This window comes from Streptomyces sp. rh34 (assembly GCF_002551245.1).
In the GTDB taxonomy this organism is placed as follows: Bacteria; Actinomycetota; Actinomycetes; order Streptomycetales; family Streptomycetaceae; genus Streptomyces.
The window spans coordinates 1-14,694 of the sequence record NZ_NTGZ01000186.1 but is presented as its reverse complement, the minus strand read 5'-3'; the positions used below and the strand labels follow the sequence as shown (position 1 = coordinate 14,694).

At 73.0% G+C, this 14,694-nt stretch carries 10 protein-coding genes and 1 pseudogene; 6 read left to right on the top strand and 5 right to left on the bottom strand.

All coding sequences use genetic code 11. The features are described 5' to 3' along the window. From CR470_RS27220 to CR470_RS27200, 5 genes and pseudogenes are all read left to right on the top strand, one after another. Positions 1-442, top strand: a pseudogene (locus CR470_RS27220) (adenylate/guanylate cyclase domain-containing protein); the annotation flags it as partial. A 3-nt stretch (positions 443-445) separates the two neighbouring features. Then, a complete protein-coding gene (locus CR470_RS27215; RefSeq protein WP_373561445.1) occupies positions 446-1,399 on the top strand; it encodes a S8 family peptidase in 954 nt (317 codons plus the stop codon). Further along, complete coding sequence (locus tag CR470_RS27210) at positions 1,383-2,003, top strand: GAF domain-containing protein (protein WP_097870160.1); 621 nt, start codon at positions 1,383-1,385, stop codon at positions 2,001-2,003. The genes CR470_RS27215 and CR470_RS27210 overlap by 17 nt, the downstream gene beginning before the upstream one ends. Positions 2,004-2,104: 101 nt before the next feature. Beyond that, complete coding sequence (locus CR470_RS27205) at positions 2,105-2,893, top strand: sugar phosphate isomerase/epimerase family protein (protein WP_097870159.1); 789 nt, start codon at positions 2,105-2,107, stop codon at positions 2,891-2,893. Between the two features lie 209 nt (positions 2,894-3,102). Then, positions 3,103-4,950: a glycoside hydrolase family 3 protein gene (locus tag CR470_RS27200; RefSeq protein ID WP_097870158.1), complete on the top strand. Its 1,848-nt coding sequence runs from the start codon at positions 3,103-3,105 to the stop codon at positions 4,948-4,950. 140 nt (positions 4,951-5,090) lie between these two features. On the opposite strand, the gene CR470_RS27195 is transcribed toward CR470_RS27200, so the two are convergent. From CR470_RS27195 to speB, 5 genes are all read right to left on the bottom strand, one after another. Beyond that, a complete protein-coding gene (locus CR470_RS27195; RefSeq protein ID WP_097870157.1) occupies positions 5,091-6,575 on the bottom strand; it encodes a S28 family serine protease in 1,485 nt (494 codons plus the stop codon). Between the two features lie 91 nt (positions 6,576-6,666). Beyond that, positions 6,667-7,032 (bottom strand): hypothetical protein, encoded by a 366-nt coding sequence (locus CR470_RS27190; protein ID WP_097870156.1) that lies wholly within the window; start codon positions 7,030-7,032, stop codon positions 6,667-6,669. A gap of 274 nt (positions 7,033-7,306) precedes the next feature. After that, complete coding sequence (locus CR470_RS27180; protein ID WP_097870155.1) at positions 7,307-11,086, bottom strand: ABC transporter ATP-binding protein; 3,780 nt, start codon at positions 11,084-11,086, stop codon at positions 7,307-7,309. Positions 11,087-11,209: 123 nt separating this feature from the next. After that, positions 11,210-12,892 (bottom strand): thiamine pyrophosphate-binding protein, encoded by a 1,683-nt coding sequence (locus CR470_RS27175; protein WP_097870154.1) that lies wholly within the window; start codon positions 12,890-12,892, stop codon positions 11,210-11,212. Beyond that, positions 12,889-13,875, bottom strand: coding sequence for an agmatinase (gene speB / locus CR470_RS27170; RefSeq protein WP_097870153.1), 987 nt, complete (start codon positions 13,873-13,875; stop codon positions 12,889-12,891). Before speB ends, CR470_RS27175 begins: the two co-directional genes overlap by 4 nt. 267 nt (positions 13,876-14,142) lie before the next feature. On the opposite strand from speB, the gene CR470_RS27165 reads away from it, so the two are divergent. Further along, a partial coding sequence (locus CR470_RS27165; protein WP_179892383.1) for a PucR family transcriptional regulator ligand-binding domain-containing protein occupies positions 14,143-14,694 on the top strand: 552 nt, incomplete at its 3' end.

The window sequence follows — 14,694 nt, the reverse complement described above, 5'->3', positions numbered from 1 at the left end:
GCGCACGGGGGCGGCCGGGATGCGGACGGCGGTGGCGCTGGACGCGGCCCGCCTCGATCTGGACGCGGGCCGGGAGGACCGGGCGGCCGCCCGGCTGGCGGGCGTCGGGGACACCTCGGGGCTGAGCCGTGCGGACGCGGTGGACCTGGCGGGGCTGCGGGCCCGGCTGGCGGTGCGGGACCGCCCCGAGGAGGCGGCAGAACGCGCGGACCGGGCGGTCCGGGCCTCGCTGCTCACGGACTCCCCGCTGGTGCAGGCGACGGCCGAGCTGGACCGGGCCCACACGCTCGCCGCCCTGGGCCGGTGGCCGGAGGCCGGGGCCTCGGCCCGGTCGGCCGGGGCGCACTTCACGGGCAAGGGGCATCTGCCGGGTGCACGCCGGGTCGCCGGGTTCCTCGCGCATCCGCCCCGGTCCATGGCCACGACGAGGGAGAGGAGCTGACCGATGACGACCACGGAGCCGGAACGGCCGCGGACGGAAACGGAACGGACACGGCCGGGGCCGGGACAGCCGTGGACGGCCCCCGGCGCACGCGGGGCCCCGGGGCAGGGGCTGACCTGGAGTCTGCGCGGGCGCGGCCCCGAGGACGTACCGGTGCTGGCGGACGCCGGACCGCCGGGCGGACGCCCCGCCGGGCCCGCCACCGGGCGCGGCGTGCGCGTGTGCGTGGTGGACTCGGGCGTGGAGCGGGACCATCCGCTGATCGGCCCGCTGGCCGGTTCCTGGGTGGTCGTCAAGGACGGGGAGAGCGGGGAGATCACGGTCGAGCCGACGACCACCGGGGACACCTGCGGGCACGGCACCGCGTGCGCGGGCATCGTCCGCCGGACCGCGCCGGAGTGCGAGATCCACAGTGTGCGGGTGCTCGGGGAGCGGTTCTCCGGCACCGGTGACGTCCTGATGGCCGGGCTGCGCTGGGCGGTGGAGCAGCGCTTCGACGTGGTCAACCTCAGCCTGTCGACCACCCGCACACGGTTCGCGCAGGAGCTGCACAGCCTGGCCGACAGCGCCTACTTCGCCCGTACGGTGATCGTCGCCTCGGCCCACAACACCCCGGTGGAGAGCTTCCCCTGGCGGTTCGCCTCGGTGATCTCGGTGGGCAGCCACCAGGAGGACGACCCCGAACTGCACCTGTACAACCCGGATCCCCCGGTGGAGTTCTTCGGTCCTGGCCAGAACGTGACCGTGCCGTGGCTGGGCGGCCGGACGATCCGCACCACGGGGAACAGCTTCGCCACGCCGTACGTCGCCGGGCTCTGCGCCCGCGTCCTGTCCGCGCATCCGCGGATGACGGCCTTCCAGCTCAAGAACGCCCTCTATCTGTCCGCGGCCAATGTGCGCCACGCGCCGCGTCCTTCCACTGCGGCAGGAGATATCCGTGATGACTCCGAGAACTGATTCCGCCCCCTCCCTCTCCCCCACCGCCGCCGCGGTCGCCGACGCGCCGCGCAGTGAGCTGCTCCAGTCGGTCGTCGATGTGGCCCGCGCCATCTTCGGGGCCGAGGCCAGTTCGGTCTTCCTGCTCGACGAGGAGGCGGACGAGCTGGTCTTCCAGGCCGTGTCCGGGCAGGGCGAGGAGTTCCTCGTGGGCCGCCGGTTCCCGGCCGGCCGCGGGATCGCCGGGTGGGTGGCGACCTCCGGCGAGCCGATGGTGGTGGACGACCTGAGCGCCGATCCGTCCTTCGACCGCTCGCTGGCCGAGTCGACCGCGTACGTGCCGAACGCCCTGATGGCGGCTCCGCTCATCAGCGACTCCCGGGTCCTCGGCGTGCTGGAGGTGCTGGACCCCTCCCCGCAGGCCCGGTCGGGCGTCCGGGAGCTGGACCTGCTCGCGATGTTCGCCCGGCAGGCCGCCGCCGCCCTGCGGGTGATCACCCCGGAGCGGGTGCGGGAGGCCGAGCAGCGCGCGGCGTCCGGCACGGGCGCACTGGAGGGTGCGCGGCGCGAGGACGCGCTGAAGCTGCTGGGTAGCCTGGAGCGACTGCTGCGGGGCGTCGGCTGAGGAGTCCGGCGTCCGGGAGCGGCCACCGGCCCGGCGTCCGGGAGTAGCGACCGGCCCGACGGGCAGGAGCGGGGCGTCGGCACAAGGGAAGGACACGCACAATGAAGCTCGCATTCTCCACCCTCGGGGTGCCGGGAACGCCGGTCTCCGAGGTCGTCCGGCTCGCCGCCGGGAACGGCTACCGGGGGGTGGAGCTGCGCGTCCACCCCGAGGAGCCGGTGCACCTGGGCCTCTCGTCGCTGGAACGGGCCGATGTGGTCGAGGCGTTCAAGGCCGGCGGGGTGGAGATCCTGGCCCTCGCCGGGTATGTGAACGCGGCTGCCGAGGGGGACGACGAACCGGTCGTGGCGGAGCTGTCCGAGCTGGTGCGGCTCGCCCGGGACCTGGGCGCGTCCTACGTCCGGGTCTTCCCCGGCGGGGGCGACCAGGAGCAGGCGGAGGCCGACGCGGCGGCCGCCCGGCGGCTGGGCGCGGCCGCACCGGCCGCCGCCGACATGGGCGTGAGCATCCTGCTGGAGACCCATGACTCGCACCGGGCGGGCCTCGACGCCGCGCGGGTCGTCGCCACGGTCGGGCACCCCCGGGTCGGCGCGATCTGGGACGTGCTGCACACCTGGCTCGCCGGTGAGGAGCCTGCCGCCAGTCACGCGGTGCTCGCCCCGCACCTGGGCTACGTCCAGGTGAAGGACGTCGCCTCGGCGGACGACCTCACTCCGGTGGCGCTGGGCTCCGGGGTGCTTCCGCTGGCCGCCTGCCTGGACCTGCTCGGCCCGGACACGTGGGTGTGCTGGGAGTACGAGAAGCGCTGGTACCCGGGGGCGGCGGAGCTGCCGGGGCTGCTGGGCGCGGGGCGCGAGCACCTGCTGCGGCTCGGAGCGCCGAAGCAGTAGCGGCGGGACGGTGCGAGGGCGCGGGGCCGGTGCGAGGCGGCACCCCCCGCGCCCTTTCGCGTCCGTGGGAGGCGGCGTGCCCGAGCGTTTCCGCGCCCCTCCGTTCGCGTGCGGGTCGTGACGCGGGCGGCTCGGCCTCTTGACCGGAAGTTAGTTTCCATATAAGCGTACTCACTTGAAAGTTTCTTTCACCCCGGGAAGGAGCTCACGTGCCCCACCGCACCTCAAGACGCACCCTCCTCACCGCCACCGCGGCCGCCACAGCGGCGGCGGCCACCGGCGCGCTCGCCGTCCCCTCCGCCGCATCCGAACCCTCCACGAACGCGAACGCCTCCACCGACCGCCGGCTGCGACGGATCATCGCCGGGATGAGCCTGGAGGAGAAGGTCGGCCAGCTCTTCGTGATGCGGGTCTACGGGCATTCCGCCACCGACCCCGACCAGGCCGACATCGACGCGAACCTCAAGGAGATCGGGGTCCGCACCGCCGCCGAGCTGATCTCCACGTACCACGTCGGCGGGATCATCTACTTCACCTGGGCGCACAACACCCGCGACCCGCACCAGATCGCCGATCTCTCCAACGGCCTCCAGCGCGCGGCCCTCGCCGGGCGCTCCCGGCTGCCGCTGCTCGTCTCCACCGACCAGGAACACGGCATCGTCTGCCGGGTCGGCGAACCCGCCACGCTGCTGCCGGGCGCGATGGCCCTGGGCGCGGGCGGCTCACGCTCCGACACCCGCCGGGCGGCCTGGATCGCGGGAGCCGAACTGGCCGCGCTCGGCATCAACCAGAACTACGCGCCGGACGCCGACGTCAACGTCAACCCGGCCAACCCGGTCATCGGCGTACGCTCCTTCGGCTCCGACCCCGACGCGGTGGCCGCCCTGGTCGCGGAGCAGGTGAAGGGCTATCAGGGCGCGGGCATCGCGTCGACCGCCAAGCACTTCCCCGGCCACGGCGACACCAGCACCGACAGCCACACCGGGCTGCCCGTCATCAACCACACCCGCGCGCAGTGGGAGGAGCTGGACGCCCCGCCGTTCCGCGCCGCGATCCGGGCCCGTATCGACTCGATCATGACCGCGCACATCGTGGTCCCCGCACTCGACCCGTCCGAGGACCCGGCCACGCTCTCCCGGCCGATCCTCACCGGCATCCTCCGCGAGGAGCTGGGCTACGACGGGGTGGTGGTCACCGACTCGCTCGGCATGGAGGGGGTGCGCACGAAGTACGGCGACGACCGCGTGCCGGTCCTCGCGCTGCTGGCGGGCGTGGACCAGCTGCTGAACCCGCCGAACCTCTCCGTCGCCTGGAACGCCGTGCTGGAGGCGGTGCGGGGCGGCGAGGTCAGCGAGGCGAGAGTCGATGAATCGATCCTGCGGATCCTGCGGCTGAAGAGCCGGCTGGGCCTGTTCAGGGACCCGTTCGTCAGCCGGCGGGGCGTCGAGCGCACGGTCGGCAGCCGCACCCACCGGGCCGCCGCCGACCGGATCGCCGAGCGCACGACGACCCTGCTCGCCGACCCGGGCACCCTGCTGCCGCTCTCCCGCCGCAGCCACCGCGACCTGCTGGTGGTGGGAGCCGATCCGGCCTCCCCCTCCGGGACGACGGGCCCGCCGACCAGCACACTGAGAGACGCCTTCGCCGAACTGGGCTTCACCGCACGATCGTTGTCCACCGGTACGGCTCCGAACCAGGCGAGGATCGCCGAAGCGGTCGCCGCCGCCGAGGGCAGGGACGTGGTGGTCGTGGCGACGTACAACGTCACGGCGACCAGCTCGCAGCGCACCCTGGTCACGGCCCTCGTGGCGACCGGCGTCCCGGTGGTCACCGTCGCCGTCCGCAATCCCTACGACGTCGCCCACCTCACCGGGACCGGAGTCGCCGCGAGCCTCGCCGCGTACTCCTGGACCGACGTCGAACTGCGCGCCGCCGCCCGGGTGATCGCGGGCCGCGCCGCTCCGGAGGGCACCCTCCCGGTCCCGGTGCAGCGCGCGGACGACCCGACGCGGGTGCTGTATCCGATGGGCCACGGACTCTCGTACGAGAGGCGCTAGCCCGACGGCCCCGCGCACCTGGCGTGGCCCGCTCCGGCGGGCCGCGCCGGGTGTACGGGGCCGCGCCCGCCGGTCGCCGGGAGAGTGACCGAAGGACGCAGCCCACGTGGGACAACCGCCGGGAGAACCGCGAGGGACCGCTACGGGCGCAGCGTGGCCTCGTCGCGCTCGATCTCGCCGTTGCGCTGGTCCAGCCTGGTGTCGAACTTCGCCAGCGGCTTCGCCTTCGCCGGGTCCGCCTCGACGGCCGCCGGGGCGACGCCCGCCCAGCGCAGGATCGCGGCGGTGGCCTTCGCCTTCTCCTCGGCGACGAGGCCGGAGACCTTCGCGCCGTGGTTGCCGCCGGGGACGGTGTAGACGTAGCTGTCCTTCGCGCCGCGTCCGAGGCGGAACGGCTCCGCGCTCCACGGGTCGTTCTCGCCGTTGACGTACATCATCTGCCGGGCGTTGCGCTTGACCCAGCGGTCGATGTCCCGCATCGCGCCCCGGTCGAACGTCATCGGGATGGAGCGGGGCACGAAGTTGCGCGGGGGCTGGTAGCCGTAGCGGCTCAGCTTGCTGAGCCAGGGCTGCTTGATGTCCGGCGACCCGAGCTGGGTGCCCGCCTGGTAGTAGTACGGGGTGTACCTCTCCAGGCCCTGGTCCACGTAGGCGGAGAAGCCGGAGATGGAGTCGACCGAGTTCCAGATGACGTCGTCGGTGGCGTCCTCGGCGTCGGCCGGGAGGTCCGCGCAGTCGGCGAGCAGGCTGTACTGCCAGAACGCCCACCCGTAGTCCATGACCGTGGCCTCGTAGGCGCGGTCGAGGGAGCCGACGGTGTTGAAGGTCCAGCCCTGCGCCGCGGCCAGCTCCTTGTACTTCTTCTGGAGCGGGGCCCGGCGGATCAGCGCCTCGCGCTGCACGTCGGCCAGCTTGTCGCGGCACTCCTCGGTGCCGACGTTGCGGAAGAACCGGTCGTACGCCGAGTCCTCGTTGTTCACCACGTCGTTGGGCGCGACGTAGGCGACGACGCCGTCCATGTCCTTCGGGTAGAAGCGCTCGAAGTACGTGGCGGTCATGCCGCCCTTGGACCCGCCGGTGGCCAGCCACTTCTTGTCGTAGATCTTCTTCAGCGCCGTGAACACCCGGTGCTGGTCGCTGGCGGCCTGCCAGATGTCCAGCTTGGACCAGTCGGCCGGGGCCGGCCGGGACGGGGTGAAGTAACGGTACTCCAGCGAGACCTGGTTGCCGTCGATGATCTGCGTCGGCTCGCTGCGGCTGGGGTTCGTGGAGACGTTGTAGCCGCTGGTGAAGAAGACCGTCGGGCGGCTCACGTCCTTGTGCAGCAGCGTCAGGCGCTGCTGGAACGTGCCCTTGGACGGGCGCCGGTGGTCGACCGGCTGGGTGTAGTTGAGGACGAAGTAGCGGTAGCCCGCGTACGGCTTCTCCTCGATCAGACTCATGCCCGGGATGGCCAGGATGCGGTCCTTGATGTCCTCGTTGCTCGCTTCGCTGCCTCCGGCAGCGCCGCTGCTCCGCTTCGCGGCCGGCTCCGCGGCGGTGGCCGCACCGGCCGAGGCCCCCGTGGCTCCGACCGTGCCTATGAGCACAGCGAGCGAGAGAACCCCTGTGAGCGCCTTGCGCATGCACCCTCCCCTTGATTCACAACAGTCGCCGTGAACCTATCGGGGCAACACACGCCACGCCAGACCCGTGTTGTTCATGTCAGGGGAGAAGTCAGCAGAGAATCCATCCGGTGGAGGCGGACTTCTTGCCGATCGCGCCGGAGGCCCGTACGCAGCGGTTGAGCGCGTTGACCGTGACCGGACCGGCCATCTTCGTGTACGCGCCCTTGTCGGTGACGGCGCGTCCGCCGCGCGCCTGGAGCGTGACGCTCATCGTCCGCCGCTTGCCGGGCTTCTTCGCGACGGTCACCGCGCAGACATGGGCGCGGCTCTTGTAGACGCGTACTTCTCCCGTGGAGAACCCGACGGTCTTCGCCGGGCGGCCGGAGCAGCCGGAGGCGGCCCGGGCGACGCCGGGGGCGCCGAGCAGGGGCACGAGTCCGGCCAGCAGGAACAGGACGAGGAGGCGGGCCAGCAACGGCCGTCCCCCCGGCCTCGCGAGGCCGGCCGGCCCAGCCGGGCCCGCTGCCTCCGCCGGTCCCGTCGGTCCGGTCGGCCTCATGGGTCTCACCGGCTCCGCGGCTCTGCCGAACACATTCGCCCCCACCTGACGTCTGTACGCACCCGTGCGTCCCTGGCTACGACGCAGCAGAGCCGTGGGAGGTTGCACCGCCGGACCCGCCGGACCCGCCGGACCCGCCGGACCCGCCGGACCCGCCGGACCCGGCAGACGCGGTGGACCCCGTGGCCGCTCAGACGCCCGCCGGCTCGTCCTCCCCTATGCCCTCGCCGATGAAGGTGCGCCAGAGCCGGGCGTACCGCCCGCCCCGGGCGAGCAGCTCGTCGTGCGTGCCGTCCTCGACGACGCGCCCGTGGTCCATGACCACGACGCGGTCGGCGCGGGCGGCGGTGGTCAGCCGGTGGGCCACCACCAGCGTGGTGCGGCGGCCGACGAGGCGGTCGGTGGCCTGGTTGACCAGGGCCTCGGTGGCGAGGTCCAGGGCGGCGGTGGCCTCGTCCAGGAGCAGGATGTCCGGGTCGACGAGTTCGGCGCGGGCCAGCGCGATGAGCTGGCGCTGTCCGGCGGAGAGGTTGCGGCCGCGCTCGGCGACCTCGTGGAGATAGCCGTCCTCCAGCGTGGCGATCATCTCGTGCGCGCCGACCGCGCGGGCGGCGGCCTCCACCTGGGCGTCGGTGGCGTCGGGCAGCCCGTAGGCGATGGCGTCGCGGACCGTGCCGTCGAAGAGGTACGCCTCCTGCGGGACGACGCCGAGGCGGTGCCGGTAGGCGGTCATGTCGAGGGTCCGCAGATCGGCTCCGTCGGCGGTGACCCGGCCGCCCGTGGGGTCGTAGTACCGGGCGACGAGCTTGACGAGGGTCGACTTCCCGGCCCCCGTCTCCCCGACGAACGCCACCGTCTGGCCGGCCGGGATGCGCAGGTCGACACCGCTCAGGGCCTCCTCGTCGGAGCCGTACGCGAAGGAGACGTCCTCGAACGCGATCTCGCCGCGCAGCGAGAACACGTCGAGCGGCTCGTCCGGGTCGGCGGTCGAGGTGGGCTCGCGCAGCAGCTCCTGGATGCGGCCGAGGGAGACGGTCGCCTGCTGGTAGCCGTCGAAGACCTGGGAGAGCTGCTGGACGGGGGCGAAGAACAGTTCGATGTAGAGGAGGTAGGCGACCAGCGCTCCGGTGGTCAGCGTGCCGTTGTCGATCCGGCCCGCGCCGACGATCATGACGGCGGCGGCGGCGACGGAGGCCAGCAGCTGGACGAACGGGAAGTAGACGGAGATCAGCCACTGGCCGCGCACCCGGGCCTGGCGGTAGTGGTCGCTGTGCTCGGCGAAGCGGGCGGCCCCGTCGTGCTCGCGGCCGAAGGCCTGGACGATGCGGAGGCCGGAGACGGACTCCTGGAGGTCGGCGTTGACGGCGCTGATACGTGTCCGGGCCAGCTCGTACGCCTTGACGCTGCTGCGCCGGAAGAAGACGGTGCCGATGATCAGCACGGGCAGGGTGGCGAAGACGACCAGGGCGAGCTGGATGTCCAGGACGAGCAGCGCGACCATGATGCCGAAGAAGGTGACCACGGAGACGAACGCGGTGACGAGCCCGGTCTGGAGGAACGTGGCGAGCGCGTCCACGTCCGTCGTCATCCGGGTCATGATCCGGCCGGTCAGCTCCCTCTCGTAGTAGTCGAGGCCGAGCCGCTGGAGCTGGGCGAAGATCTTCAGGCGGAGCGAGTACAGGATCCGCTCGCCGGTCCGGCCGGTCATCCGGATCTCGCCGGTCTGCGCGATCCATTGGACGAGCACGACGACCAGCGCGATCGCGGAGGCCGCCCACACCGCGCCGATGGAGACCTGGGTGACGCCCTCGTCGATGCCGTGCCGGATCAGGACCGGCAGCAGCAGGCCCATCCCGGCGTCGACGGCGACGAGCCCGAGGCTGATCAGCAGGACCCCGCCGAAGCCGCGCAGCAGCCGCCGCAGCCCGTAGGAGTCCTCCGCACGCACGGCGGCGGCCTCGTCCACCCCGGGGGTGTCCGTGGCCGGCGGCAGCGCCTCGACCTGGGCGAGCAGCTCGGGCGTCGCGGGCATACCGGCGACGGTGGTGTCCCCCTTCTCCTCCTTGCGGATCCACAGCTCGGGGGTGATGCCGCGCTCCGCGTCGAACTCGGCGTCCAGCTCCTCCTGGAGGGCGCGGTCGTCGTCGGGGTCGGCCTCGGTGCGCGGTGGCCGGTGGCCGGGCGAGGTGCCGCCCAGCTCGTCGGGGTCGGTGAGGAGGCGGCGGTAGAGCGCGGAGGTGCGCTCCAGCTCCTCGTGGGTGCCGATCGCGGCGAGCTTCCCGGCGTCCAGGACGGCGATGCGGTCGGCGAGCTGGAGGGTGGAGCGGCGGTGGGCGATGAGCAGGGTCGTGCGGCCCGCCATCACCTGCTTGAGCGCCTCGTGGATCTCGTGCTCGACGCGGGCGTCGACGGCGGAGGTCGCGTCGTCGAGGAGGAGGAGCCGGGGGTCGGTGAGGATGGCGCGGGCGAGGGCGACGCGCTGGCGCTGGCCTCCGGAGAGGGTGAGCCCGTGCTCGCCGACGGTGGTGTCGTACCCCTTCGGCAGGTCGGCGATGAACCGGTCGGCCTGGGCGGCGCGGGCGGCCTGCTCGATCTGCTCCTGGGTGGCGTCGGGGAGGCCGTAGGCGATGTTGGCGCGGATGGTGTCGGAGAACAGGAAGCTGTCCTCGGGGACCAGGCCGATGGCGGAGCGCAGGGACGCCTGGGTGAGCTCGCGGACGTCGTGGCCGCCGATGAGGACGGCCCCGTGGGACACGTCGTAGAAGCGGGGCAGCAGGAGCGAGATGGTGGACTTGCCGCTGCCGGACGCGCCGACGACGGCGACGGTCTCTCCGGGTTCGACGGTGAGCGAGAAGCCGTCGAGGACGGGGCGCTCGGAGGCTCCGCTTCCAAGGTCCGTGTCTGTAGCGGAGGCGGAGCGAGGCGGAGCGTACCCGAAGCGGACGTCGTCGAACTCGATGCCTGCCGCGGCATCGGCGGGCAGTTCCTTGGTGCCGTCCCGCATCGAGGGCTCGGTGTCGATGAGCTCCAGGACGCGTTCCACGCCGGCCCGGGCCTGCTGGCCGACGGTGAGGACCATGGCGAGCATCCGGACCGGGCCGACGAGCTGGGCGAGGTAGGTGGAGAAGGCGACGAAGGTGCCGAGGGTGATCTCGCCCCGGGTGGCCAGCCAGCCACCGAGGGCGAGCATGGCGACCTGGCCGAGCGCGGGCACCGCCTGGAGGGCCGGGGTGTAGCGGGAGTTCAGGCGGATGGTGCGCAGCCGCCCGGCGAACAGCCGGCGCCCGACCGCGCGGAGCTTGCCGGTCTCCTGGTCCTCCTGGCCGAAGCCCTTGACGACCCGGACCCCGGAGACGGCCCCGTCGACGACTCCGGCGACGGCGGCGGCCTGGCTCTGGGCGTACCAGGTGGCGGGGAAGAGACGGGTGCGGGAGCGGCGGGCGATGAACCAGAGGGCGGGGGCGACGGCGAGGGCGACGAGGGTCAGGGGCAGCGAGAGCCAGGCCATGATGACCAGGGAGATGAGGAAGAGCAGTACGTTCCCGATGGTCATCGGGAGCATGAACAGCAGCCCCTGGATCAGCTGGAGGTCGCTGGTGGCGCGGCCGACGACCTGCCCGGTGGACAGCTCGTCCTGACGTTTCCCGTCGAGCCGGGTGATCGTCGTGTACATGTCCGTACGCAGGTCGTGCTGGACGTCCAGGGCGAGCCGGCCGCCGTAGTACCTGCGGATGTAGGTGGCTATGTAGACGAGGACGGCCGCGCCGATGAGCAGTCCGGTCCACACGGCGAGGGAGCGGGTGTGGTCGGTGACCACGTCGTCGATGATCACCTTGGTGATGAGCGGAACGAGGGCCATGACGGCCATGCCGCCGAGCGACGAGCCGAGAGCGAGCACGACGTTGCGCCGGTACCGCCACGCGTACCCGGTCAGCCGCCGGCCCCACCCCTGTTGCTCTGCGCCCGTCACGCGTTGCCTCCCGTTTCGGCCTTCTCCTCGGCCTGTCCGCTGGTCCAGCTGTTCCACCTGGTCTACCGGAAGGCACCAACGCCCGGGGCCGCGGATTTCATCCCGCCGCCACGGACGTACGGCTTACAGGTGCGTCGGCTCGAACATCCGCAGCAGGGCCGGGAGCACGACGACGGACGGCCCCGGGGCCGCCAGCGCCTTGCTCAGGTCCCCGGCGAGGGACTCCGGTGTCGTACGGACGGCGGGGACGCCGAAGGACTCGGCGAGCGCGACGAAGTCCGGGCGGGACAGCTCGGTGGCGGTGGCCTCGCCGAAGGCTTCCGTCATGTACTCGCGCAGGATGCCGTAACCGCCGTCGTCGACGATCAGCCAGGTCAGCGGCAGGTCGTACTGGCGGGCGGTGGCCAGTTCCGCGATGGAGTACATCGCGCCGCCGTCACCGGAGACCGCGAGCACGGGCTTCGTCGGGTCGGCGACGGCCGCGCCGATGGCCGCCGGGAAGCCGTAGCCGAGGCCGCCCGCGCCCTGGGCGGAGTGCATGGTGTTGGGGCGGCGGGCGTCGAACGCGGACCAGGCCCAGTACGCCAGGATCGTCATGTCCCAGAAGCTGGGCGCGGCGTCGGGCAGCGCCTCGCGGACGGCGGCGAGGACCTGCTGCTCCAGGGTGAGGTCCTGGGCGTCGATCCGGACCCGTACCTTCTCCAGCACCGTACGCACGCGCTCGGCGGCTCCCGCGTCCTCGCGGGGCTCGACGGCCTCCAGGAGGTCGGACAGGGCCTCGCGGGCGTCGGAGTGGATGCCGAGGGCGGGGTGGTTGGACTCCAGCTTCCCGGCGTCCGCCTCGATCTGGATCACCCGGCCGCGCGGGCGGAAGGTGTGGTAGTTCGAGGAGAGTTCGCCGAGCCCCGAACCGACGACGAGGAGGACGTCCGCGTCCTCCAGGAAGTCGGTGGTGTGCCGGTCCTCCAGCCAGGAGCGCAGCGACAGCGGGTGCTCCCAGGGGAAGGCGCCCTTGCCGCCGAAGGTGGTGACGACCGGCGCGTCGATCTTCTCGGCCAGCGCGAGGAGCTTGCCGGAGGCGTCGGAGCGGACGACTCCGCCGCCCGCGATGATCACGGGCCGTTCGGCGTTGGACAGCAGGTGCGCGGCGGCGATCGTCAGCTCGGGCCGGGGATACAGCTCGCGCGGGGTGGCGTCCATGGCGCTGACGACCGGCAGGGATGTCCCGGCGAGCAGCACGTCCTGCGGGATCTCCACCCAGACCGGCCCGTGCGGGGCGGTGAGCGCGGACTCCCAGGCTGCGGCGATCGCGGAGGGGATCTGGGAGGCGGACCGCACGGTGTGGACGGACTTCACGAGGTCGCGGACGGAGGCCTGCTGGTCGCGCAGCTCGTGGAGAAAGCCGTGCCGGCCGCCGCCGAGCCCGGCCGTGGGGATCTGGCTGGAGATCGCGAGGACGGGCGCGGAGGCGGCGGCCGCCTCCTGGAGCGCGGCGAGCGAGGTGAGCGCGCCGGGCCCGGTGGAGAGCAGCAGGGGCGCGACCTCACCGGTGATCCGGCCGTACGCGTCGGCGGCGAAGCCCGCGTTGTTCTCGACGCGGAGTCCCACGTACGAGAGGGAGGAGCGGCGCAGCGCGTCGAACACGCCGAGCGCGTGCTGGCCGGGCAGCCCGAAGACGGTGGTCGCGCCGAGCCCGTGCAGGGACTCGACGACGAGGTCGCCGCCGGTGCGGCCGGGCGGCGGGGTCAGGGCTGCCGCGGCCTGGGCTGCGGTGAGCCGCGGCCGGTCGTCGTGGTCGTGGCTCACTTGGCCGCGGCCTCCTTCGTCTCCTTCTCGTCCGCGATCTGGCGGGACATGATCGTCGTCAGCTCGTACGCGGCGTGCGAGGCGGCCACGGAGGTGATCTCGGCGTGGTCGTACGCGGGGGCGACCTCGACCAGGTCGGCGGAGACCAGGTGGCAGGAGGAGAGCCCGCGCAGGATCTCCAGCAGCTCGCGGGAGGTGAGGCCGCCGGCCTCGGGGGTGCCGGTGCCGGGGGCGTGCGCCGGGTCCAGGACGTCGATGTCGATGGAGATGTACAGCGGCCGGTCGCCGATGCGCTGCCGCAGCTGGTCGGCGATCTCGTCGACGCCGCGCCGCATGACGTCGGCGGAGGTGACGATGCCGAAGCCCATCTTCTCGTCGTCGGTCAGGTCCTGCTTGCCGTACAGCGGCCCGCGGGTGCCGACGTGGGAGAGGGCGGAGGTGTCGAGGATGCCCTCCTCGACGGCCCGGCGGAACGGGGTGCCGTGGGTGTACTCGGCGCCGAAGTAGGTGTCCCAGGTGTCCAGGTGCGCGTCGAAGTGGAGCAGGGCGACGGGCCCGTGCTTCTTGGCGACGGAACGCAGGAGCGGCAGGGCGATGGTGTGGTCGCCGCCGAGCGTCATCAGGCGTGCGCCGGTGCCCAGCAGGTCGTCGGCCGCCCCTTCGATGGTCTCGACGGCCTCGTTGATGTTGAACGGGTTCGCCGCGATGTCCCCGGCGTCGGCGACCTGGGCGAGGGCGAACGGGGAGGCGTCCTGCGCCGGGTTGTACGGGCGCAGCAGCCGGGACGCCTCACGGATCGCGTTGCCGCCGAAGCGGGCGCCGGGCCGGTAGGAGACCCCGGAGTCGAAGGGCACGCCGACCACGGCGACGTCGGTCCGGCCGACCTCGTCGAGCCGGGGCAGCCGGGCGAACGTCGCGGGCCCGGCGTAGCGCGGGACGCGGGAGGAGTCGATGGGGCCGCGCGGCGATTCGGTGCTGCTCATGAGGTGTGCCCTTCCTTCGTGTTTCGTACGGTGTCAAGTGTGCGGGGCTGCCGGCCCGCCCGGCCCGCCCCAGCCCGTCCGGCGATGGAGGACCCCTTCGAGGTCGGCCGGCCCGGCGCCAGTGTTCCGGCCTCAGACGCCGACGGACTGGATTCACGCCCCGTCGGCCGTCGCTCTTCGACGTGGCGCGGCGCCCGTGCGAGGAAGACGGTAGGTGGCCGAAGGCCGACACTGAAGGGTACGTTTCCTCCATTCGCGACCCACTGAATGGATGAACCGTCCATGCCTGACCCTTCCGCGGGCGCCCCGCGGACGACTCCGCCGGCCGGCCCGCCGACCCCGCCCATCCCGCTGGCCGGGCTCCTGGCACGCGAGGAGCTGGGCCTGCGCCGGATCGCGGGGCCTGCCGACGCCGATCTGCTCTGGGTGCACACCTCGGAGATGGCCGACCCGTATCCGTATCTGCTCGGCGGGGAACTGCTGCTGAGCGCGGGCGTGCTGCTGACGGACCCGGACCACTACGTCGGCCGGCTGGTGGAGGCGGGGGCGGCGGCACTCGGTTTCGGGGTCCGGCCGGTGCACGAGACGGTGCCCCGGGCCCTGATCGAGGCGTGCGACCGGCATGGCCTGCCGTTGCTGGAGGTGCCGCCCGAGACTCCGTTCACCACGATCGCGCGGGCGGTGTGGCGGCTGATGGCCGAGGCGCGCCACCGCGAGCTGCGCCGGGTGACCCGCGCCCAGCAGGCGCTGGCGACGGCGGCGGCCCGCCCCGACCCCGTACCGGCGGTCCTCCGCCAGCTCGCGACGCAGCTCGACGGC

Excerpts from the sequence above, each read along its gene's own strand:
- CR470_RS27215 (WP_373561445.1), top strand. The coding sequence starts at position 446 with ATGACGACCACGGAGCCGGAACGGCCGCGGACGGAAACGGAACGGACA.
- CR470_RS27210 (WP_097870160.1), top strand. The coding sequence starts at position 1,383 with ATGACTCCGAGAACTGATTCCGCCCCCTCCCTCTCCCCCACCGCCGCC.
- CR470_RS27205 (WP_097870159.1), top strand. The coding sequence starts at position 2,105 with ATGAAGCTCGCATTCTCCACCCTCGGGGTGCCGGGAACGCCGGTCTCC.
- CR470_RS27195 (WP_097870157.1), bottom strand. The coding sequence starts at position 6,575 with ATGCGCAAGGCGCTCACAGGGGTTCTCTCGCTCGCTGTGCTCATAGGC.
- speB (WP_097870153.1), bottom strand. The coding sequence starts at position 13,875 with ATGAGCAGCACCGAATCGCCGCGCGGCCCCATCGACTCCTCCCGCGTC.